Source organism: Streptomyces sp. NPDC048419 (assembly GCF_043200415.1).
Taxonomy (GTDB): domain Bacteria; phylum Actinomycetota; class Actinomycetes; order Streptomycetales; family Streptomycetaceae; genus Streptomyces.
Genome location: NZ_JBICXT010000011.1, coordinates 159,292 through 180,558, shown reverse-complemented (window position 1 = coordinate 180,558; position 21,267 = coordinate 159,292). Strand labels below are relative to the sequence as shown.

Below are 21,267 nucleotides of genomic sequence, written 5' to 3'. Positions count from 1 at the left end.
ATGATGCCTGTTGCACTCAACTCGCTCGGCTCCATGGGCGGCCTGTTTTCTACGACCGTCCTGTACTCCATCGGCTGCGGTGTCGCTGTCGGCGGCGGGCTCGCGCTGTTCATGATCGCCCTGCGCGGTCTGCCGGCGAAGCCCGACCACGAGAGGCAGAAGGCGGCCGAGCGGGCCTCCGAGCTGATCCGGTTCGCCGGTCAGCGCGGGTCGCTCGCGGCCATCATCGGCATCGTCGTCCTGCTGCTGACCCGTTGGGCGGTCGCCGGCATCGCGGCGGGCGTCCTCGTCTTCTTCTGGGACCGGCTGTTCGGCGGCGCGGGGGAGGAGCGGGCCGCCATGCGCCGGGTCGAGGCCCTCGCCTCCTGGACGGAGTCGCTGCGCGACACGATCGCTGGCGCGGTCGGCCTGGAGCAGGCCATCCCGGCGTCGGCACGCGCCTCGGCCCCGGTCCTGCGCCCGCACCTGGACGCGCTCGTGGACCGGCTCCGGAGCCGCACCCCGCTTCCCGAAGCGCTGCAGCACCTCGCCGACGAGATCGACGACGCGTCCGCCGACATCATCGTGGCGGCACTGATCCTCAACGCGCGGCTGCGCGGCCCGGGTCTGCGTCAGGTCCTGGGCGCACTCGCCAAGTCGGCGCGTGAAGAGGTGGACATGCGCCAGCGCGTGATGGCCCAGCGCTCGTCGACGCGCCGCTCGGTGCAGATCGTCGTCGGCGTCTCGGTCGCGTTCGTCCTCGGCCTGTCCATCTTCAACCGTGACTTCGTGGCACCGTACGGGACGCCCGTCGGCCAGCTCGTACTCGCCTGCGTCTGCGGGCTGTTCGCGCTCGGCTTCTGGTGGCTGCGCAAGCTGTCGACCATCGAGACGCCCGAACGCTTCCTGGTCCGGGACGACTCGTCCGTTCAGTTCGTGCGGCCGCGCACCCCGGCACAGGCCCAGCCGTCGCAGCACGAAGAGGGGGCACGACGATGAACCTGACGATGCCGGTCGTGGTCGGCGCGGTTCTGGGTCTCGGCATCTACGCCCTCGTACGCGCTCTGATGCCGTCCAAGCGCAGCGCCGTCTCGCAGGTCGCGCGGATCGACGCGATGCGGGCGCGGGGCGCGGCGTACGAGTCGGCCCGCACCACGCGGGACAAGGGCCGGCTGGGCTCGCTGCGGGCCGAAGTCGGCGAGCGCGTGGCCGAGTTCTACCTCCAGCAGGGCTGGGAACAGCGCTCGCTGCGCGCGGACCTCGCCGTCCTGGACCGCAGCTGGGAGAAGTTCCTGGCGACGAAGGTGCTGCTGGCGGTGGCGGGAATGTTCTTCGGTCCGTTCCTGTTCGCGGTCGTCTGGACGCTGGGCTTCGGCAGCAGCCCGATCATCCCGGTCTGGCTGGCGCTGATGTTCGCGGCGGTGTTCTTCCTGCTGCCCGACCTGGAGGTACGGCGGGACGCGAGCGAGAAGCGGCGCGACCTGCGGCGGGTGATCGGCGCGTACCTGGACCTGGTGTCGATGAGCCTCGCGGGCGGCCGGGGCCTGCCCGAGGCGCTCATGGCCGCGGCCGAGGTCTCGGACGGCTGGGCGACGCAGCGCATCCGCAACGCCCTGGCCGACGCCCGTATCACCGGCATCAGCCAGTGGCAGGCGCTGGGCCAACTCGGCGAGGAACTCGGCGTGGAGGAACTCAAGGACCTCTCCGCCTCCCTCGCCCTGGTGGCCGACGACGGCGCGAAGGTCCGGGAGTCGCTCGCGTCCCGGGCCGAGACCATGCGCCACCGCGAACTCTCCGAGATCGAGGGCAGCGCGGGCGAGAAGTCCCAGTCGATGCTCGTGGCCCAGCTGCTGCTGTGCGCCGGCTTCCTGGTGTTCCTGATCTTCCCGGCGGCCATGCGGGTGTTCCAGGTGTCATGACGCGCTCCTGAACGACCCGCACGTACCAGCGACTTCCAGCGATCCAGCGCCACCAGCGACAAAGTGCCGGCGAACCGCTTCTGAGAGGACAACTCACCATGAACACACGGAACTTCCAGACCGGTATTCCGGCCATGGACTTCCTGGTCACCTTCCTGCAGGGCCGCGTGCAGCGCGCCCGCTCCGGCGAGCTGGACCGCGGTGCGTCCGCGGTCGAGTGGGTCATCATCTCGGCCGTCGTCGTGGCGATCGTGGGCGTGGTCGCCGCGATCATCAACGCCGCGCTGAGCGACGGCGCCAACAAGGTCGGCAACTGCATCAAGGGCGCGGACGCGGGCAAGACCTGCTGAGCGTTCGTACAGGATCCGGATCCGGTTCTACGGGGTTGTCGATGCGCGTACGCCGCTGGCTGCGCCGCCGGGTGGAGGTCGCCTCCGCCCGCGGCGACTCCGGCATGACCGCGATCGAGTTCGTGCTGCTCACGCCCGTCCTGTTCTTCATGATCTTCGCGACGGTGCAGTTCGCGCTGTACTTCTTCGCCGACCACGTGGCGCAGGCCGCGGCGCAGGCGGGGGCCCGCAAGGCGCGTGCCACGGCGCACGACCAGCCGGGTGGCTGGCGGGGCGAGGCGCGGGACGTGGTGGACAGCTACATCAGTCAGCTCGGCCCGCAGCTCGTGCTGTCGCCGGACGTGACGATGCTGCAGCCGGAGCAGAACACGGTGGGCGTGGAGATCTCGGCACGGGTGCCCACGGTGTTCCCGGGGCTGGACCTGACCGTGCACGCGCAGTCGTCGGGACCGGTGGAGCGGTTCGTCCAGGACAACGGGGGGAACTGATGGGGCTCTCTGCCTGGCGGGACCGTCTGCGCAGACGCGCGGCGGGTGACGGGGGTGCCTGGGGCGACCGGGGGCTGTCGACCATCGAGGTGGTGATCCTGGCGCCGGTGATGATCCTGTTCATCCTGGTGCTGGTCGCGTTCGGGCAGCTGGTGGACGGCCGTGGCGCGCTCGACGGCGCGGCGCGGGACGCCGCCCGCGCGGGCTCGATCCAGAAGGACCACGCGACCGCGATGTCCGAGGCGAAGAAGGCGGCGCAGGCGGACCTCTCCGACGTCTGCTCAGGGCCGGTGTCCGTCGTGCAGACGAGTGCGGGCTTCGCCCCCGACACCATCTTCTCGGTCGAGGTCAGCTGCCAGGTCCGGGGTCTGGCCATGCTGGGCCTGGACGTGCCCACGACGCTGAAGGCGAGCTTCAGTTCGCCTCTGGACCCGTTCCGGAGGACGACATGAGGGACTTTGCGACGGGGCGTCTCCCGGACCTGCGGACGTGGATGTCGTCCCGCCGCGCACACCTGGACGACCGTGGTTCGGGCGCGGGCGCGGTCATCATCTTCGCGATCGTCTTCCTGTCGCTGTCGGCCTTCGTCATCGACGGCGGCATGTCCATCTCGAAGCGCGAGCGCGCCGCGGACATCGCCGAGCAGGCGGCCCGTTACGCCGCCCAGGACATCGACCGCGACGCCCTCTACGAGAACGCCGGCGCCGCGCCGATCAACTACCAGGACTGCGACGCCCGCGTGAAGACCTTCGCCCGCGAGATGGACATGTCCGGCGCGGACATCGCCGCGACCCACTGCGTGTCGGCCGACGCCCAGCAGGTGCAGGTCGAGGTCCAGTTGACGTATGCGCCCGTCTTCACCGGGATGTTCTACGGCGGCGACGTGGTCGTCCACGGCCAGGCGGTGGCGGAGAACGAGGTCGGCTGAGCCGTCGCGAAGGCGACGTTCTGCAAGGGGTGTTGACGCAGAGCGGACGCGGGTGCCTGCTCGGGCGTTCCTGACGAGCGAGCGGGCATAAGCGAGTTCCAGCCGAAACCGCGACGACAGCCCGACGTGCCATGTGACGCACGCCACGAAAATTGACCTCCGCTACGGCGTAATGCCGGCCGCTCTTCCTGCTCTACATGACACAGGCCTCAACCGGCCGAGGCCCAACCGGTCACCGCTCGCCCCGACTTGCCCGAAAAGAGATCCCGCCGTGTACATAGCCCTGGAGCAGCCCACCGGCGCCCATCTGCTGACGCCCGACGACGCCGAGGTGGCGGTGCCGGTGACCCTCCGGTACACCTCCGACGACCCGCTGGCGGTGCACCTGGTCTTCCCGGCGTGGATCTCGCTGGACGACGAGGAGGTGACGTGGACCTTCGCCCGCAGCCTCCTGGAGGAGGGCCTCGCCGGTCCGGCGGGCCTCGGCACCGTACGCCTGCGCCCGCACGGCCCGTCCCACACCGTCGTGGAACTCCACACCCCGGACGGCACGGCGGCGGTCCGCTTCGAGACAACGGCCCTCCACCGCTTCCTGACCCGCTCCTACGAGGTCACGGAGCCGGGCGGCGAACCGGTGCAACCGGCGCTGGACCGGGGGGTGGCGTCGCTGTTCGGGGCGGCGTGAGGGCGGCGCCGGCGGTCACTTGCCGCCGCTCTTGTCCTCCGGCTTGACCGCGTCCTGGGCCTTCTTCGCGAGGTCGACGTCGAGCTTCTTGAACTCGCGGACGACGGCGTCGGACATGTCGGCCAGCGCGTCGAACGACTGACTGATGTCCTCGCGCCCGTCCTCCCAGTTGGACTCGAAGTCGCCGAGAGCGTCATTGACGCCGCCGTCGCCGATGTCGTCCTTGTAGGACTCGAAGAGCTTCTTGGTGTGGTTCAGACGGGTCTTGAGGGAACGCAGCCGCTTCCCGTACTCCTCAAGCTCACTGAGCGGCAACGCGAGGTCACTTTTGCCCTGGCCCATGCCCGTCCCCCCGTCGTCGGTGATCTCGTAGTCTGGGCCGAACCGTACAACGGAACGACGGTCGTACGAACGGCGACAACGGGGAGAGTCGGACACATCATGGCCCGCTACATGGAGGCGCTCACGATCGAGCGCGGTGGTTTCCGGATCAAGGTGCCGGAGTCGTGGTGGGAGTTCGACGTACGCCCCGAGTCGCGCGACGACTCGATCCGCCGGATGGTGCACGAACGGGTGCAGCAGCACCCGGAGTTGGCCCAGTACCGCGACACCTACGTCTCCTTCCTCCAGAAAGCGGCGGCGAACGCGTGGAAGTCGGGCGCGCTGTACTGCGGTTGCATGGCGGAGAGCTTCGGCGGGGACACCCCGATCACCGGCTCGGTGACGGTGTCGCTCATCGGCGGCCGCACCCGCGACGGCGCCCCCCTCTCCACCGACCCGTCCGCGATCGCCTCCGGCCTCGCGCCCAAGGAGGCGAACAAGGAAGGGGATTCCTGGCGGAAGGTCACGACGGTCGACATCCCCGGCGTGGGCCCGGCCGCCCGCACCTACGGCATCGAGGACATCGCCGTACCCGACGACAACCTGGGCCGCACGATCCGGGCCGTACTGATGCAGACCTTCGTCCCGGTCCCGGGCCAGGAGGGCAAGGTGGCCCTGGTGGCGGGCAGCAGCCAAGTCCTGGACCTGGCCGACTCGTTCTTCGACATCTTCGACGCGATCACGTCGACGTTCCGCTTCACGGGCTGAACTTCGTCACAGGCTGATCTTCTTCACCGCGAACGTGAGAACCGGGTAAGTTCGCGTGTGCATACGGTTGTTGCAGTTGATGTGCGCGTGACGGGGGTTGCGGAATGGCGGGGAACCGGCCGAGGGACTGGCATGTCCTGGACCTGGACAAGGACCCCACACCGGGCGACCCCGACCGCGTTCGGACCCTGGCCAAGACCCTGCACGACTTCGCGGACGAAGTCTCCGACGCCCTGAAGATCGTCAAGGGCATGGCGGAGGAGGACGCGGCCCTGAAGTGGGCCGGCAAGTCCGCGGCCGTCTTCAAGGACGAGTTCTCCGGCGTCCCGAAGAACCTCAAGAAGCTGAAGAAGTCGTACGAGATGTGCGGCGACGCCCTCGCGGCCTACTGGCCGAAGCTGGAGCGCGCGCAGGCCCTCGCGGACAAGGCGCTGGCGAAGGGCCGCGACGCGCAGCACGACCTGTCGTCGGCCAAGTCCCGCCTGTCGTCGGCGGATTCCTGGGTCACCCGGGCCGGCCGGGAGGCCGACAAGTACAAGGACGACCCCACCGGCAGCAAGTCCGGCGCCGACAAGCCGGACGAGTCAAAGGTCCGCGCCGCCACCCGCGACGTCCAGCACGCCAAGTCCGCCCACACCAAGGCCCAGTCCGACGTCACCGGTGCCCAGGACGCCCTCTCCGCCGCGAAGAAGATGGCCGAGGACGCCCGCAAGATGCGCGAGGACGCGGCCCGCGAGGCCAAACACAAGATCGACGAGGCCTCCGACGCCGGCATCCAGAACCGCTCCTGGTGGGAGGACGTAGGCGACTGGTTCGAGGACAACTGGGACACGATCGTCACGGTCTGCAAGGTCGTCGTGGCGGTCGTCGGCATCGTCGCGATGATCATTGGCGGCCCGATTCTGGGCGCGATCGTCCTGGTGGCGGCACTCGTGGTCCTGGCGGACACGCTCTACAAATACTCCAAAGGCCAAGCGTCCCTGTGGGACGTGGCGTTCGCGGCGCTGGACTGCATACCTGGCGGCAAGGGTTTGACGTCGCTGGGCAAGCTGGCCAAGGGGGCCAGAGCCCTCGGCAAGACCGGTCTCAAGGGCATGTCGCTCGGTGTGAAGGGGCTGGGGAAGAGCACTCGTCTCCTGGGCCGGCAGATGAAGAAGCTCTTCACCTGCGGTGACCCGATCGACATGGCCACCGGGCAGATGGTCATGTCGGAAACCGACTTCGTGCTGGACGGCATTCTGCCCCTGGAAATGGAGCGGCATCACCGCTCCGGCCTCCGGTCTGGACGCTGGTTCGGACCCGCTTGGGCATCGACGCTGGACCAGCGCCTCATCCTGGATGCGGACGGTGCCCGGTTCACCACGGCAGACGGCATGATCCTCACCTATCCCGTGCCGGAGCAGGGTGTCCCTGTGTATCCGGTCGAGGGTCCACGGTGGCCGCTGGAGTGGGACGGACCAGACTCCGCCACCCTGAGCGTGCGACAACCTGACTCCGGCTTGGTGCTGCGCTTTCGGCCGTTGCCCGGCAGGTCGCTCGCAGAACTTCCCCTGGCTGCCCTCAGCGACCGTAACGGCAATGCGATCGACGTCTCGTACGGGGCCGACGGCGCTCCGGAAGAGGTAGCGCACACCGGCGGCTACCGGATCGGCGTGGCCACCGAAGGGGGCCGAGTCAGCGCCTTCACCCTGCTCAGCGACCCTGAGCAGCCGACCCTCCTGCGATACAAGTACGACACCCACGGCAACCTCACGGAGATCCGTAACTCCTCCGGGCTGCCCCTCAGCCTCACGTACGACGATCAGCGCCGAATCACTGGGTGGGAGGACCGCAACGGGAGCTGGTATCGCTACATGTACGACGCCGAGAGCCGCTGCGTTCGCACGTGCGGGACCGATGGCATCCTCGACTACACGTATGCCTACGACACGGAGAACCACACGTCCGTGGCAACGAACTCTCTCGGGCACAGCACCACTTACCGCTTCAACGACGCATACCAGCTTGTCGCAGAAATCGATCCGCTCGGCCACACCACGACGCGTGTCTGGGATCGCTACGACAACCTCGTCTCTCTCACCGACCCGCTCTCCCGGACCACCGCCTACGAATACGACCAAGTGGGCAACACCATCAAGGTCCTTCACCCTGATGGAAGCCTCGCCCAATACACATACGACGCCCATGGCGCACTGCTCTCGGCTACGGAGCAGGACGGTGCTCGCTGGCACTACGAGTACGACGACTCCGGGAATGTCGCCGCGATCACCGACCCTGTTGGCGCCGTCACCGCCCACACATACGACGAGCACGGCGCCGTCGCCACCGTCACCGACGAACTCGGCAACGAGAGCCGGGTGCGCAACAACGCGGCGGGTCTCCCCACTACGGTCATCTCGCCACTGGGCGCATGCACGCGGTTCGCGTACGACGCGTTCGGGCGGGTCCGCGAGGTCGTCGAGGCCGATGGTGGCACCACGGTGGTGGGCTGGACCGTCGAAGGTCTGCCGGCACGAAGGACTTACCCCGACGGCTCCGAGGAAAGCTGGGCCTATGACGCCGAGGGAAACCTTCTTGCCCACATAGACGCCGTCAACGGCAACACCCTCTTTGAACCTGCTCCGTTCGACCGGACCGCTGCCCGAACTGCCGTGGACGGCACACGGATCGAATTCGTCCACGACACCGAACTCCGTCCAGTAAGGGTCCGTAACGCTCTGGGTCACACCTGGACCTACGAGTACGACTGTCTGGGCAATGTCGTGCGGGAGACGGACTTCAACGGACGCACTGTCACCTACATCTACGACGCCGCGAACCGGATCTCGGAGCGGACCAACGGGGCGGGGCAGACGGTTCGCTATCGTCACGACCTCCTCGGCCGGGTGATCGAACAGACAGACTCAGTCGGACACGTCACCCACTTCGAGTACGACCAGGGCGGCGGCCTCGTCCGAGCGGCCAACCAGGATGCCGAGCTGCGATTCACGTATGACGCACACGGCCGGGTCCTGACGGAGACATGCAATGGCCGAGTGCTGACCAATGCGTACGACCTCATCGGCCGACGGGTACGACGGCAGACCCCGAGCGGGGTGGTCAGCGTTTGGAGCTACGACGCAGCACATCAGCCGGTCGAACTGCGCGGTTCGGGGCGAAGCGTGGGGTTCGTGTACGACGCCGCTGGACACGAGGTCCTTCGCTCCCTGCCGTCCGGTGCTTCATTGCGCCACGAGTGGTCTTCGGGTCATCGCCTCGTGTCTCAGGCCGTACGCGGGCCGGGAGTCGCAGCGGGCAGTTTCGATCGACGCTACTCGTACCGCGCTGACGGTCTGCCCCACACCATCAGCGACTCGGTCACGGGCCCGGTGGCGTATCAACTCGACGTGGCCGGGCGGGTCACGGGCGTAACGGCCGAGGACCGACAGGAGACGTACGCCTACGACGCGTCGGGAAACCTCACACGTTCGGAACTGCCCACTGCCATAGGAGAAGGCGGCGTCAACGGGCGGATGGCATACAACGGCACGCTGGTGCAGACCGCCGGACGCTCGCGTTACGAACACGATGCTCAGGGCCGGGTGGTGCGGCACACGCGTTCTCTCCTGTCGGGCGGATCACGTACCTGGCTCTTCACCTGGGACGCGGAGGACCGACTGCGCGTCGTCACCACTCCCGACGGGAGTCGATGGCGCTATCGCTACGACCCGTTGGGCAGGAGGATCGCGAAGGAACGTCTGTCCGGGGATGACGCGACGGTGATCGAGCGCACCGATTTCGTGTGGGACGGCACTCGACTGGCGGAGCAGCGTCGGTGGAGCACACCTGATGAGGGCGAGAACCGTGTCACCACATGGGACTGGGAACCGGGGACCGACCGCCCTCTCACTCAGCGAGTCCGTTCCGGCGGAAGGGAAGACGACCACGCCTGGGTGGATGAGCAGTTCTACTCCATCGTCACCGACCTCGTGGGCACGCCCACGGAACTCGTCGACGAGACAGGCAGGACGGTCTGGCGCTCTCGGTTCACCCTGTGGGGTTTCCCCCTGGCGAGTCGGTCCCCAGCGATCGAGGATTGCCCGCTGCGTTTTCCCGGTCAGTACTTCGACACGGAAACGGGACTCCACTACAACCTTCATCGGTACTACGACCCAGGTACGGCGCGTTACCACAGCCCAGACCCGCTCGGCCTGGAGCCCGCTCCGAACCATCACAGCTATGTCGTCAATCCGCTCGTCTGGATCGACCCCCTGGGATTGGCGCCCTCTTGTAAAGCCATCATTCGTCATTACACGGACAAGAATGGCTACAACAAAATCATGGGTGGTGGTGGAAAGGACGGGATCACCCTCAAGGTCCCGAGGAACACCAAGAGCAAGAATGCGGCTGCAGTGTATGTCAGTCCCATGAGCCCGGCTGAAATCGCCAAGAAGCCAGGTGGGTTCAAGTCCTACCTTGGTCTCACGAAGGAGAAGAGTGAGTACATGATCGAGTTCGAGGCCGAGAAGAAGCTGTTCTCGGGCCGTTTGCGGGGAGGTCGTGACCACATCTGGTTCTCCAACTCCGATGTGGCCATCCCGCGCGACGCGATCAGGTACCACGGTCCGACATCGGGTTGGAAGGGCTGACGACGCGCACGTCATCATCGGTATGCACCGTCACATTGCGAGGAACTTCTCATGGACATCACTGGCTACTCGACCGATTACATCGTGGACATGTCGTTCCCGGAGGCCATGAGGCATTTCGTCCGACGCGGGCACCAGCGATGGGCTGGGTTGTTCCTGTACGGCGAACCGGTCGCCACGGAGGCTCTGGTGGACTGGAGCCTCCCTGAGGCCGAAGACGACGACTATTCGGGCATCGTCACTTTCTCTTCCGGCCATGAGATGGAGACGTTCTGGGAAGAGAACGGCTACGCGCTCGATGCATCAGGGCAAGGACCGTACTCCGTCTTCTACCGACTCCACGCCCATACGTTGCAAGCCGAAACGGTGTCCGGGGTCGAGGCCGAATCTCCCGAGGCCATCGAGGCAGTCGAGGGAACATCATTGCTCTTGTCCGAGTACTACGCCGTGAGCCTGGTGACGCCCGAGGATCCTGCTGCCGATCCGTTCTCCGAGGGGGTGGTGGACGACTTTGTGAGCTCCTTCGGTCCACTCGGCCCGCGGGCAGGTCGATCCGGTTGAGCTACGTCTCGGCATGGACCTCGATAGGGCACGGAGGCAACGTGGACATTCGTGCTGTAGTGGCGGAATTCGGTGGAGAGCCTCTTCCCGCTCTGTCGGACAGTTGGCAATGGTCGCCGGCGCCGGGGATCGACTTTGCCAGGGCGCTGTCCGCCGACGGGAAGCGGCTGCTCCAGCTGAGTAGCCGTGACTCGTTCGATCCGGCTCTCGCGACCCGCACGCTCGGATTCGCGCGGGAGCACGAGGACGAGATCTTCGCCCGCAACGCCTTCCTCGGCTCCCTTGAGGGCTTCGAGCCGCCGACCGGGCGCAGTTTCGACGCAGTCGTGGGTATCGCACCGGAGGTGCACCGCTTCTATCGCGCGGAGAAGCCTGAACTGACGGAGCATGTGCGCCTGATGTATCCCGCGTACGCCTGCGAGTTCTCCGGGGGAGAGACGCTCGACGAGGCAATCACCCGCTACCGCGCGCACGCGAATTCAGACGGTGACGCAGTGGACGACAAGCCGGCACGTGTCTTTGGGCGTACCGGCTCCTGCCCAGCCTGAGTGAATACCAAGGGCTGCATCTGGAGAGGTTCGATGCCGTTCGGCTCATGCGCTGACAGCGCGGCGCAGACGAAGCAGACCGCACATGAATGACCCCGCCGCGCTGGATGCCGCATTCGATCGAGGGGAGCCGGATCTTGGCTCGGCGGTCGTTGGATTGGCCTTCAACTGTTCGCTGGAGGAGGCGTCGCCTCGCATTGTCAGGGCGATGGGGCTGGCTGACGCCGACCAGCGGGGATTCGCGTTCACCGCTGCGGGGGTCGTGGCCCGGCGCCATGGGGAGTTGACGGCTGAATTGTATGCCGCGCTCCGTGCGGAAGGCCCCAACGGCCTTGCCGTGTACGCCATCGGCGACACGCTGACGTTCGTGCCGTTCCGGAAGTTGCCGCCTTGGTTCAAGTGGCGATGGGGCGTGAGCGCGGTGCGGAATGCCACGGAAGGGTGGTGGCTGCGGTTCGCAGATGCGGTTGCTGACGCCTGGCGGACCCTGCGCGAGCGTCGACTTCGGAGATCTGGGAAGCCGGAATGACGGAGCGCTACACCCTGGTGTCCGAGACGGAGCTTGGCTACGACGTGCTCACGGCCGCTGGATCAGGCGGGTTCGGGTGACGTGGTCGCCTTGAGGGCGTCGATGAACGCGGTGAAGGACGTGGTGGGGAGAGACAGGATGCCTTTGTCCGGGGCCTTCGAGTCGCGTATGGCCACGTGGGTGAGGCGGTTCGCTATCTCGACGCAAGCGTTGCCCTCACCGCCGCCGGAGTAGGACGACTTGCGCCAGGTGTCGGGGGTAGGCATGGTGTGTCTCACAACTCCTTCGCCAGCTGCTTGATGAAGTCACGTGAGCGCCCGGGCTCCAGTGACGCTGCCTCCACTTTACGGAAGAGCGTTCGAAAGCGACCTAGTTGAGCTTCGGCATCGACGAATACGGTTCCGTGAGGTCCGTCGCGTACGACGGTGTCCAGTCCGGGGACCGGGCCGCCCGCGTACACCATGGCGCTGCCGGCTCCGGCGAAGCCGTCGAGGTCGAAGGGGATGACGCGGACGGTGATGTGGTCCGCTTCGGACAACTCCAGGATGCGGGCGAGCTGAACCCGTTGCCCATTGCGGGCGCCGATCCTGATACGTAGCGCCGCTTCGTGGATCACCGTCTCGTACGGGGTGGCGCTCGTGGGGCCGATGATGACCTTCCGTCTCATGCGGTGCTCCACCCAGCGCTCCAACTCGTTCTCCGGGAAGTCCGGATTCATGTAGGCGAAGAGCGAACGGGCATAAGTCTCTGTCTGCAGAAGGCCAGGGACGTGCAGGAAGTCCACGTCCCAGCGGTAACTTGCGTGGTGCTCCAGTTCGGACAGGTCCAGGAATGACGTAGGCAGATGGCCTCGGTACTCCTCCCACCAGCCGCGTGTCCGATCGACGGCCATGGCCACCAGTGCCTCGGTCAACTCGGCGTCCGCGCACGCGTAGTGGGCGGCAAGCCGCCGTACGCGTTCTTCGCTCACGCCCGCCGTGCCGAACTCGATCTGGCTCACCTGGGCCGAGTCGGTACCGAGCAGTGCGGCGGCCTCGCGTCCCTTGAGTCCGGCAGCCTCACGGAGTTTTCGCAGCTCGGTACCTAGACGTTGCTGGCGTGCGGTGGGTTCTTTCCTGCGCGCCATGGCTTCCTTCCTGGCCCCAACAGCTGTGCAGCAGCGCTTCGTTCGGGTGGCACATTACGGCAACGACTTGCACGGTCCCAAAATGTGGCCCTACTGTCGGTGACGCGACGCTCACATTGCGGAACCGAGTGGTCCCGGAAGCGCACCACTCCGTCATGCCGTGACGGCTGCGGCACTGCCACCGACCGCGATCGCGGTGTGATTTGCCAACTCCCCTTCTCTCAAAGGAGTTCAGCCATGCTGGAAAACGATCCCTGGGAGTACTCCCTCTACATCCCGAACGACCCCCGTGCTGTCACCATCTGCCGGCGCACCCTCCGCCTGATCCTGACCATGCATGGCTTGATCGGGCTGGTCGACACCGCGGAGCTGCTCGCGACGGAGCTGGTCTCCAATGCCGTACGGCATACCAAGGGACCCGCGGCGCTGCGGGTGCGGTGGGCGGCCGGCGTGCTGCGGGTCGGGGCGTGGGACGCGAGTCCTGAACCGCCTGAACCGCCGGGCTCGTTGGAGCAAGTCACCGAGTTGGAGGAGGGGCGGGGGCTGGCGCTGGTTCGGGCCTGCTCGGATCTGTGGGGGTGGCAGCCGTTGGCCAGGGGCGGGAATCGGGGCAAGTACGTGTGGTGTGACCTCGTTGCCGTGTAGGGAGTCCGTCAAGGTGCCCCGACCGAGTAGCTAGCTGGCGAGTCGTCACCACCGCATGCGGTGAGGAGGGGCCCCGCTGTGGCGTGGCGCGCACGCCACAGCGGGCTGTTCAGGCCCAGTGGCTCAGCGGTTGACCGACTGGATCTCCTGGACGTTCATGTCCTGGGTCGTGTCGAAGGTGCCGTCGGGGAGGTCGCCCTTGGCTCCGCCCGTGCCCTCCCAGGAGACCTGCCAGGTGATGGAGGCCTTCAGGTGGTACGGGGTGCCGTTCGAGGCGTGGAGGTAGGTGATGCCGCAGGGCGGGGTCTGCTTGGCGTCGCCGCTCTTGTACGGCGTGCCGATCGAGCCGTCCTCGTTGATCTTGCAGTCGCCGGAGTCAGGGAAGGTCGTCGCGTCCTGTGTGCCCGGGTCCAGGTGCAGGGCGACCGGCTTGGCGGTCGTCTCGGCCCAGAGGTTGGTGCGCGGGAGTTCGGCGCGGACCTTGATCTCCTTGAACTTGCCCTTGTCCAGCCAGACCCAAGTGGGCAGGTTCACGGTGGACTTGGCGGTGGGCTTGACCTCGATCTCGGTGTCCGGGACCTGAACCTTGTTGTAGGCGTACTCGGCGAGCATCTTCGGCGTGGGGGCGTGGGCGACCTTGGGGACCACGTCGGCGTCCTGCCAGAACATGATCTTGCCGCAGTCCCAGGACCCGGGGTCGCTCTCGTCCGGTGCGACGCTGCGCCAGAAGTAGCCGTCCTTGCCGATGTTCCAGTTCTTGTAGCCCTCGGCGACGGTGTACGCGTCGTCGAAGTTGTGCTCTGGCTTGCCGTCTTGGTAGTGGTCCGTCCACAGGCCCTTGCCGAACCAGGACTCGTGGAGGCCCACGTCACCGTCGCCGTCGTTGCGGTCGACGAAGTCCTTCAGCTCCTGGCCGGTGAAGACGGGTTCGTACCAGCAGGCCGGGGGCTTCCAGTTGACGTCCACGGAGGAGAGGCTGCCGCGCTTGCCGCCGGTGGGGCCGCTCACTTGGCGGACCTTGATCGTGGAGTAGGCGGCGGAGGCGTAGACGTTCTTGCCGTGCCTGCCCCCAGAGGGTGACTTCGACTGTCCTTCGTGGCCCGGTTTGCCGAGTGCCGACGCGGACGTTGGGAGCAGGGCGGCTCCCAACGCCAGGGACATGAGCACTCCGACCTTTGTCCTGCGCGTGACGCCCATGGTCAGCAGCCCCCCGGCTGGGTCTCCACTGTCATGGTCTTCCAGACGCCGTCGGCCTGCTTGCCGAGGCTCGTCCGGTATTCGACCAGAGGGGATTCGCCCTTGGGGGTGCCTGACTTCTCGCCTGTCTTGAGATCCTTGCTGTAGCCCTTGCCCTCGTCCACGCAATAGGCCAGCGTGGCGCGCTTCTTGGCATCGCCGATGTAAGAGATCTCGGGGTTGTAAGCCTTGACCTGACCGACGATCGTCAAGCCCTTGTAACCCTTGATCCACTTGGCGCCCGTACTCATTGCGGACGTCCCGCTGTAGAAGGAGAGCGCGCTGTACTCGGGGTCGCCGGCGATGATTGCCGCGTATGACGCCCTGAGTCGTTCCTTGCCGTCGTTCATCGCGGTCTGCAGGGCGGGGTCGCTGTTCGTCCAGTCGGCGAAGTTCGCCTTGAAGCTGCCGGGAAGCTTGATGTCGGGACGCTTGACCCCGGAAACCGTCGACGCGGACGCCGAAGGGCTGCCAGACCCCGTGTCCGCCCCCTTGATGTCCCCCGAGGACGACTTGTCGCCTCCGCCGCACCCGGTGAGCAAGAGCACCGCCGCGGTGGTGAACGCGGCGGCAGTTGAAGGCAGTGCGCGGCGGGCCACGGTTGATCTCCCCCGTTGTCGGCTGTGTGCAACGGGGAACGAAGCTATCAGGGGCGGGTAAGAGGGGCTGGCGGGCCGGTGGGGGATTGTGTGGGGGATGTGAGGAGTGTGGCGTGACCGGCGCGGGGGCGTGGATCGTAGGCAAGTGAACCCGTGGTGACGGAGTCTCCGGGGGTAAAACGGGCTTAGGGGGCACGGGGTGACTTACCGGTTGGCGGGTGGGCAGTTGTCGTCGCATCCGGCCTTCGACGTGCCAGATCAGAGTCCATAAGATCTCTGTAGGCTCAGTACGCCCTACAGCCACATGCCCCACGGCCACCGCACCTCACACACCACACAACCCAGGACACCGCCATGCCGCGACGCAGCACCTCAAGCTCGACGGGACGCTCGACGGGCAACTCGACGGCCTCTACGGGGCCGAGGAACCGGACGCCGCAGGCCGTCCGTATCCGGCGGCGTTCGTTCGGGGACTTCGTCAAGGCGTTCTTCGCGTTCGTGGCGTTGCTCGTCCTCGTGGTCGGGGTCCCGGGCGCGCTCGCCGTGCTGATCGGGTGGCCGCTGCCGCACGGGGTGCCGAGTCTGGACTGGTTGCAGCGTGAGATCACCGTCACGACCTTCCTGCACATCCTGACCGTCATCGTGTGGCTCGCCTGGGCCCAGTTCACGGCGTGCGTGCTGGTCGAGGTGAAGGCCGCCCTGTCCGGGGTCGGGGTTCCCGGACGGATTCCCGGGGGCGGGCCCAGCCAGCTGCTCGCGCGCCAGCTCGTCGCCGCCCTGCTGCTCGTCGGCGCCACCGCCGCCAGCCTCACGCCGGGGCTGTCGCAGCTCGGGCACAGCCTGGAGGGGAACCAGAAGCCCACCGTGGCCGCGGCGCAGGCGACGCCCGGGATCTTCGCCCAGCAGCAGGAGCAGGCGGCGAGCACCGCCGCCGCCCTCGCCGAGCAGGCCTCGCACGCGCAGGCCGACGCCGGCAGCACCGCCAAGCAGCACGGAGACACGAAGTACTACCGGATCCAGCCGCCCGAGGGCCGCCACCACGACTCCCTCTGGGAGATCGCCCAGCGGCACCTCGGTGACGGGCGCCGGTACAAGGAGATCTACGAGCTCAACAAGGACCGTGTCCAGCCGGACGGTTCGCGGCTGTCCGAGGCCAGCCTCATCCGGCCCGGGTGGATCATGGAGATGCCCGGCGACGCGCACGGCGGAGAGCTGGTCGAGACGCCCGACGCCCATGCCGCGCCCGGCGTCCAGCAGCAGATCCACGACTACGCCAAGTCCGGCGGCCACGCGCAGGGCGGCCACGCGCAGGGTGATCACGCCCAAGGCGGCGATCAGGCCCAGGGCGGCGGCCACGGCGGCAACCAGGTCTCCGTGCCCCATCAGCGGCCCGCCCCGGACGGCGGTCAGCAGCACACCGCCCCCGCCGCATCCAGCTCCGGCGTTTTCGCCAGCGCGTTCGGGCTGCCGCAGGCCCTCATCGGCGCCCCCCTCCTCGCCGCCGGCCTCCTCGGTGCCCTCGGGCGGCGGCGCCGGCAGGCGCTGTGGCAGTCGGCGCTCGGTGCCGTCGGCGGGCGGCGCGGCATGGAGCCGCCGATGCCGACCGGTGACGCCGCGGACGCGCAGGACGCCCTGCTCGTCGGCGCCGACCCCGACGGCGTACGCCTGCTGGACCGGTCGCTGCGGGGCCTCGCCGCTCAGCTCGCCGGTGAGTCGCGTGCCCTGCCCACCGTCTACGCCGCCTGGCTCAGCAACGGCGATCTGCATCTGCAACTCGCCCAGCCCGCCGGGAAGCCGCCCGCGCCCTGGCAGCTCGGGCAGGACCAGACGTTCTGGATGCTCGCCCGCAGCGATGCCGAGCGGTACGAGGACGTCGACACGGCTGCCCCCTACCCCGGCCTCGTCAGCCTCGGGACCATGGACGACTCGCGGCTCCTGCTCAACCTGGAGTCCGTGCCCGGCATCGTCTCCCTGAGCGGCCGCGAGGCCGACCGGGCCGCCGTCTTCGCCTCCGTCGCCGCGGAGCTGGCCACCAACGGGTGGTCGGACCGCATGACCATCACCCTCGTCGGCTTCGGCGAGGACCTCACCCCGCTCGCGCCCAACCGGCTGCGCCACCTCGACGGCATCGACGACCTCGTCGAGACCATGGAGGCCGAGACGCGGCAGCGCAGGGGAGCGCTCGGGGCCGCCGGGCACGACTCGGTCCTCACCGGGCGTACGGGGCCTGCCCAGCACACCCGTTGGGCCCCGCACCTCGTCCTCCTCGCCGCGCAGCCGTCGGCCGAGGACGCCGTCAAGCTCGCCGAACTCGCCTCCGACGCGAGCCGGCTCGGCATCGGCTACCTCGTCGGCACCGAGACCGGCGATCTGCCGGGCGCAGCCTGGGAGATGGAGGTCACCAGCGAGGGCAAGCTGCTCGCCCCGCTGCTCGGGCTCGAACTCGACGCCCAGATGCTGCCGCTGGCGACCCAGCGCGCCGTCGTCGAGCTGTTCGTCGAGGCCGACCCCGAGCGGGAGCCGGAGGGGCCCGTGCCCACCCCGCCGTTCCTCGTCGACATCAGCGAGCAGGGGCGGCCCGCGGTGTACGCGCGCCTCGTCGGCCCGTACGAGATCATCGGCCTCGGCACCCCGGACGGCGACCGGAGCGCGCTGCTGCACGAGGCGCTCGCGCTGCTGCTTCTGCACCGTGAGGGCGTGCACCCGCGGGTGCTGTCCTCCGCGCTGTGGCCGCGGGGCGTCACCGAGGACGTACGGGACGCGCTGCTGGAGCGCCTCGCGGACTGGCTCGGCGCCGACCCGGACGGCAGCCCGCGGCTGTCCGCCGACGCGACCGGGCGGCTGGTGCTCGCCAAGTCGGTGGTGTCCGACCTGGACGTGCTGCGCTCGCTCTACCACGAGGCCACGCAGGGCAAGGGCGTCGACAGCCGTGCCGTGCGCGGGCGGCTGCTCACCGACGCGCTGGTGCTGGTGCGCGGCCCACTGCTCGCCGACCGGCCCGAGGGCCGCTACCGCTGGCTCACCCACGAGATCGTCGACGCCCAACTCCCGCTGCTCGTCGCGGACATCGGGCTCGCGCTGTCCGCCTTCCACCTGGAGAAGGACCGCGCGGAGAAGGCGATCGAGGCGCTCGGCGCGGCCCTCAACTCCGCCCCCGCCGACGAGCGGCTGTGGAACGAACTGCTGCGCGCCACCCACGCCACCGGTGACGCGGAGCGCCTCCAGACCCTCGCCGCCGACCTCGTGAACCGCAGCGGCCCGCGCGGACTGCCGCCGCGCACCGAGGCGTTGCTCGACGAGCTGCTGCCGTCCTGGCGCAGCGGCGTCGCCGCCGTGGGATGAACGGCGGTGTGAGCACGGCCCTGCTGATCGCCGTCGCCGCCCTGTGGGGCGCGGCGGCGGGAGCGCTGCTGCCGCGGGCCGCGTACCGGTTCTCCGCGCCGTCCGGGGAGGAGTGGCGCGACCGGTGCCCCGGCGGGCATCCCGTGGCCGGCTGGCTCGGCCGGGCGCACTGCGGGCAGTGCGCGTCCGCGGAAGCGGCCTACGGGTCCGCGGCGCCCCCGGGCGTCGCCACCGCCCTCGTCTGCGCCGCCCTCGCCGCCGCCACCGGCACCCGGCCGGAGCTGGGCGTCTGGCTGCTGCTCGGGCCAGTCGGCGTGCTGCTCGCGGCCGTCGACCTCCGGGTGAAGCGGCTGCCGGACGTGCTCACGCTTCCGCTCGCGGGCGGTGCGCTCGTCCTGCTCGGCGTGGCCGCCCTGCTGCCCGAGCACGCGGGCGACTGGTTCACCTCCCTGTACGGGGCCCTGGCGCTCGGCGGCGCCTTCTTCGTGCTGTTCCTGATCAACCCCGGCGGCATGGGCTTCGGCGACGTGAAGCTGGCGCTCGGGCTGGGCGCCGCCCTCGGGTGGTACGGCTGGCCGACCCTCATGCTGGGCACCTTCGCCGCGTTCCTGCTCGGGGCGCTGTACGGGGGCGCGCTCATCGCCGTGCGGCGGGCCGGGCGCAAGACGGCCATCGCGTTCGGGCCCTTCCTGATCGCCGGGACGCTCGCCGGACTCCTCATCGGCGCCTACGCGGCCTGACGGCATCCGGCGCCTACGCGGCCTGACGGCATCCGGCGCCTACGGGGCCCGACGGCATCCGGGGTCCACGCGGCCCGACGCGTCCGGGGCGCACGCCGCCCGACGACATCCAGGGCGCGCGCGGCCTGACGTCGGACGAGCAAAACGCCTGGCGTACGCTGGTCTGGTCTGTCCACAACCCTTGACGAAAGGGACGCCCCGGTGACCGAGAAGGCCGACCTTCAGTCCGTCCTCGACCGTGCCGCCGCAGGTGGGCGGATCACTCCCGAGGAGGCGCTCGACCTCTACCGCGACGCCCCGCTGCACGCGCTCGGCGCGGCCGCCGACGCCGTGCGCCGCCGCAGGTACGCGGGCACCGAGCACATCGCGACGTACATCATCGAGCGCAACATCAACTACACGAACGTCTGCGTCACGGCGTGCAAGTTCTGCGCCTTCTACGCCGCGCCCAAGGACACGGCGAAGGGCTGGACGCGCGACCTCGACGACATCCTGCGGCGCTGCGCCGAGACCGTCGAGCTGGGCGGCACGCAGATCATGTTCCAGGGCGGGCACCACCCGGACTACGGCGTCGAGTACTACGAGCAGCACTTCGCGGCCATCAAGAAGGACTTCCCGCAGCTCGTCATCCACAGCCTGGGGGCGAGCGAGGTCGAGCACATGGCGCGGATCTCGAAGGTCTCCGTCGAGGAGGCGATCCAGCGCATCCACGCCGCGGGCCTCGACTCCTTCGCGGGCGCCGGCGCCGAGCTGCTCCCCGAGCGGCCGCGCAAGGCGATCGCGCCGCTGAAGGAGTCCGGCGAACGCTGGCTGGAGATCATGGAGACCGCGCACCGGCTGGGCGTGGAGTCCACGTCCACCATGCTCATGGGCACCGGCGAGACCAACGCCGAGCGCATCGAGCACCTGCGGATGATCCGTGACGTGCAGGACCGGACGGGCGGCTTCCGCGCCTTCATCCCGTACACCTACCAGCCCGAGAACAACCACCTGAAGGGCCGCACGCAGGCCACGCTCTTCGAGTACCTGCGGATGATCGCCATCGCGCGGCTGTTCATGGACAACATCCAGCACATCCAGGGCTCCTGGCTGACCACGGGCAAGGAGGTCGGCCAGCTGTCGCTGCACTACGGCGCCGACGACCTCGGCTCGATCATGCTGGAGGAGAACGTCGTCTCCTCGGCCGGCGCCAAGCACCGCTCCAACCGGCTCGAGATCATCGACCTGATCCGCAAGGCGGGGCGCGTCCCGGCCCAGCGGACGACGACGTACGAGCACATCGTCGTGCACGACGACCCGGCGAACGACCCCGTGGACGAGCGAGTCATGTCCCACATCTCCTCCACGGCGATCGCGGGCGGCACGGCCCACCCGGAGCTGAAGCTCCTGGCGTCCAACTGACTCGCCTCCAACCGGCCTACCTGTGCTGACAATTCACGCCGCCGACGAGGTCCGGTACACCCGGGACGGTACGGAGCCCGTCAAGGATGGTGCCGTCGCGGTAGTGGGGATGCGCATCGCCGCGGTGGGCCCGCTCGCCGAGGTACGGGAGGAGTTCCCGGACGCGCGCGTGCGCAGCTGGCCCGGCATCCTGGGGCCGGCGCGCATCCACGAAGGGCCGCTCCCGGACGCCCCGTCGCCGCGCGAGCGCATCCACGCCGTGCTGAAGCTGGGCGCGGTCGCGGTCCTGGAGCAGTACGTCGACTCGCCCGAACTGCGGGCCGCGGCCGAGCGGAACGACGTCGTCGTCCTTGAGCGCACCCGGCCCACGGCGATCATCCCGACCGGCCGCGCCGACCTCGCCGTGTTCGACGGGACCGGCGCCTGCCTCGCCACGGTGTGCGCCGGTCGCCTCGTGCACAGAAGGCGGTAGCG

Annotated in this window: 22 protein-coding genes; 17 read left to right on the top strand and 5 right to left on the bottom strand. The window is 68.6% G+C overall.

The features are described from left to right. The 7 genes from ACGFYN_RS23675 to ACGFYN_RS23645 all read left to right on the top strand — a co-directional run bounded on the left by ACGFYN_RS23675 (window position 1) and on the right by ACGFYN_RS23645 (window position 4,349). Window positions 1-978, top strand: coding sequence for a type II secretion system F family protein (locus tag ACGFYN_RS23675; protein ID WP_393867817.1), 978 nt, complete (start codon window positions 1-3; stop codon window positions 976-978). After that, window positions 975-1,898 carry a type II secretion system F family protein gene (locus ACGFYN_RS23670; protein WP_393867816.1) on the top strand — a complete coding sequence of 308 codons (924 nt, stop codon included), beginning with the start codon at window positions 975-977 and terminating at the stop codon, window positions 1,896-1,898. Before ACGFYN_RS23675 ends, ACGFYN_RS23670 begins: the two co-directional genes overlap by 4 nt. A 98-nt stretch (window positions 1,899-1,996) precedes the next feature. Further along, entirely contained in the window at window positions 1,997-2,248 is a 252-nt protein-coding gene (locus tag ACGFYN_RS23665; protein ID WP_393867815.1) for a hypothetical protein, read from the top strand. Between the two features lie 41 nt (window positions 2,249-2,289). After that, on the top strand, window positions 2,290-2,736 hold the full coding sequence (locus ACGFYN_RS23660; RefSeq protein ID WP_393867814.1) for a TadE family protein: 447 nt from the start codon (window positions 2,290-2,292) through the stop codon (window positions 2,734-2,736). Further along, window positions 2,736-3,188: a TadE/TadG family type IV pilus assembly protein gene (locus ACGFYN_RS23655; protein WP_393867813.1), complete on the top strand. Its 453-nt coding sequence runs from the start codon at window positions 2,736-2,738 to the stop codon at window positions 3,186-3,188. Before ACGFYN_RS23660 ends, ACGFYN_RS23655 begins: the two co-directional genes overlap by 1 nt. Further along, window positions 3,185-3,664 (top strand): TadE/TadG family type IV pilus assembly protein, encoded by a 480-nt coding sequence (locus ACGFYN_RS23650; RefSeq protein WP_393867812.1) that lies wholly within the window; start codon window positions 3,185-3,187, stop codon window positions 3,662-3,664. Before ACGFYN_RS23655 ends, ACGFYN_RS23650 begins: the two co-directional genes overlap by 4 nt. A 271-nt stretch (window positions 3,665-3,935) precedes the next feature. Continuing rightward, complete coding sequence (locus ACGFYN_RS23645) at window positions 3,936-4,349, top strand: SsgA family sporulation/cell division regulator (RefSeq protein WP_393867811.1); 414 nt, start codon at window positions 3,936-3,938, stop codon at window positions 4,347-4,349. 15 nt (window positions 4,350-4,364) lie between these two features. Here ACGFYN_RS23645 and ACGFYN_RS23640 read toward each other — a convergent pair whose 3' ends face one another. Then, window positions 4,365-4,691 carry a hypothetical protein gene (locus ACGFYN_RS23640; protein ID WP_393867810.1) on the bottom strand — a complete coding sequence of 109 codons (327 nt, stop codon included), beginning with the start codon at window positions 4,689-4,691 and terminating at the stop codon, window positions 4,365-4,367. A 99-nt stretch (window positions 4,692-4,790) separates the two neighbouring features. On the opposite strand from ACGFYN_RS23640, the gene ACGFYN_RS23635 reads away from it, so the two are divergent. From ACGFYN_RS23635 to ACGFYN_RS23615, 5 genes are all read left to right on the top strand, one after another. Beyond that, window positions 4,791-5,438, top strand: coding sequence for a hypothetical protein (locus ACGFYN_RS23635; RefSeq protein WP_393867809.1), 648 nt, complete (start codon window positions 4,791-4,793; stop codon window positions 5,436-5,438). A 104-nt stretch (window positions 5,439-5,542) separates the two neighbouring features. Next, on the top strand, window positions 5,543-10,066 hold the full coding sequence (locus ACGFYN_RS23630; RefSeq protein WP_393867808.1) for a DUF6531 domain-containing protein: 4,524 nt from the start codon (window positions 5,543-5,545) through the stop codon (window positions 10,064-10,066). A 51-nt stretch (window positions 10,067-10,117) separates the two neighbouring features. After that, window positions 10,118-10,627 (top strand): hypothetical protein, encoded by a 510-nt coding sequence (locus ACGFYN_RS23625; protein WP_393867807.1) that lies wholly within the window; start codon window positions 10,118-10,120, stop codon window positions 10,625-10,627. A 41-nt stretch (window positions 10,628-10,668) separates the two neighbouring features. Then, window positions 10,669-11,175, top strand: coding sequence for a hypothetical protein (locus ACGFYN_RS23620; RefSeq protein ID WP_393867806.1), 507 nt, complete (start codon window positions 10,669-10,671; stop codon window positions 11,173-11,175). 85 nt (window positions 11,176-11,260) lie between these two features. Further along, window positions 11,261-11,704, top strand: coding sequence for a hypothetical protein (locus ACGFYN_RS23615; RefSeq protein ID WP_393867805.1), 444 nt, complete (start codon window positions 11,261-11,263; stop codon window positions 11,702-11,704). A gap of 62 nt (window positions 11,705-11,766) precedes the next feature. Here the strand turns inward: ACGFYN_RS23615 and ACGFYN_RS23610 are convergent, their stop codons facing one another. Continuing rightward, complete coding sequence (locus ACGFYN_RS23610; protein WP_393867804.1) at window positions 11,767-11,970, bottom strand: DUF397 domain-containing protein; 204 nt, start codon at window positions 11,968-11,970, stop codon at window positions 11,767-11,769. An 8-nt stretch (window positions 11,971-11,978) separates the two neighbouring features. Then, complete coding sequence (locus ACGFYN_RS23605) at window positions 11,979-12,830, bottom strand: helix-turn-helix transcriptional regulator (protein WP_393867803.1); 852 nt, start codon at window positions 12,828-12,830, stop codon at window positions 11,979-11,981. A 237-nt stretch (window positions 12,831-13,067) separates the two neighbouring features. On the opposite strand from ACGFYN_RS23605, the gene ACGFYN_RS23600 reads away from it, so the two are divergent. Beyond that, window positions 13,068-13,475, top strand: a complete 408-nt coding sequence (locus tag ACGFYN_RS23600) for an ATP-binding protein (RefSeq protein WP_393867802.1) — start codon at window positions 13,068-13,070, stop codon at window positions 13,473-13,475. A 123-nt stretch (window positions 13,476-13,598) separates the two neighbouring features. On the opposite strand, the gene ACGFYN_RS23595 is transcribed toward ACGFYN_RS23600, so the two are convergent. Then, window positions 13,599-14,636 carry a hypothetical protein gene (locus ACGFYN_RS23595; protein WP_393867801.1) on the bottom strand — a complete coding sequence of 346 codons (1,038 nt, stop codon included), beginning with the start codon at window positions 14,634-14,636 and terminating at the stop codon, window positions 13,599-13,601. 38 nt (window positions 14,637-14,674) lie between these two features. Beyond that, entirely contained in the window at window positions 14,675-15,310 is a 636-nt protein-coding gene (locus tag ACGFYN_RS23590; RefSeq protein ID WP_393867800.1) for a hypothetical protein, read from the bottom strand. Between the two features lie 354 nt (window positions 15,311-15,664). Here ACGFYN_RS23590 and ACGFYN_RS23585 point away from each other — a divergent pair, with 354 nt between their 5' ends. The 4 genes from ACGFYN_RS23585 (at window position 15,665) to ACGFYN_RS23570 (ending at window position 21,265) form a co-directional block, all read left to right on the top strand. After that, complete coding sequence (locus ACGFYN_RS23585; RefSeq protein WP_393867799.1) at window positions 15,665-18,652, top strand: BTAD domain-containing putative transcriptional regulator; 2,988 nt, start codon at window positions 15,665-15,667, stop codon at window positions 18,650-18,652. Then, entirely contained in the window at window positions 18,649-19,392 is a 744-nt protein-coding gene (locus tag ACGFYN_RS23580; protein WP_393867798.1) for a prepilin peptidase, read from the top strand. Before ACGFYN_RS23585 ends, ACGFYN_RS23580 begins: the two co-directional genes overlap by 4 nt. 201 nt (window positions 19,393-19,593) lie before the next feature. Then, on the top strand, window positions 19,594-20,793 hold the full coding sequence (mqnC, locus tag ACGFYN_RS23575; RefSeq protein ID WP_393867797.1) for a cyclic dehypoxanthinyl futalosine synthase: 1,200 nt from the start codon (window positions 19,594-19,596) through the stop codon (window positions 20,791-20,793). Between the two features lie 22 nt (window positions 20,794-20,815). After that, the gene (locus tag ACGFYN_RS23570; protein WP_393867796.1) at window positions 20,816-21,265 is read left to right on the top strand and encodes a hypothetical protein; all 450 of its coding nucleotides are present in this window, start codon (window positions 20,816-20,818) and stop codon (window positions 21,263-21,265) included. Window positions 21,266-21,267: the final 2 nt, after the last annotated feature.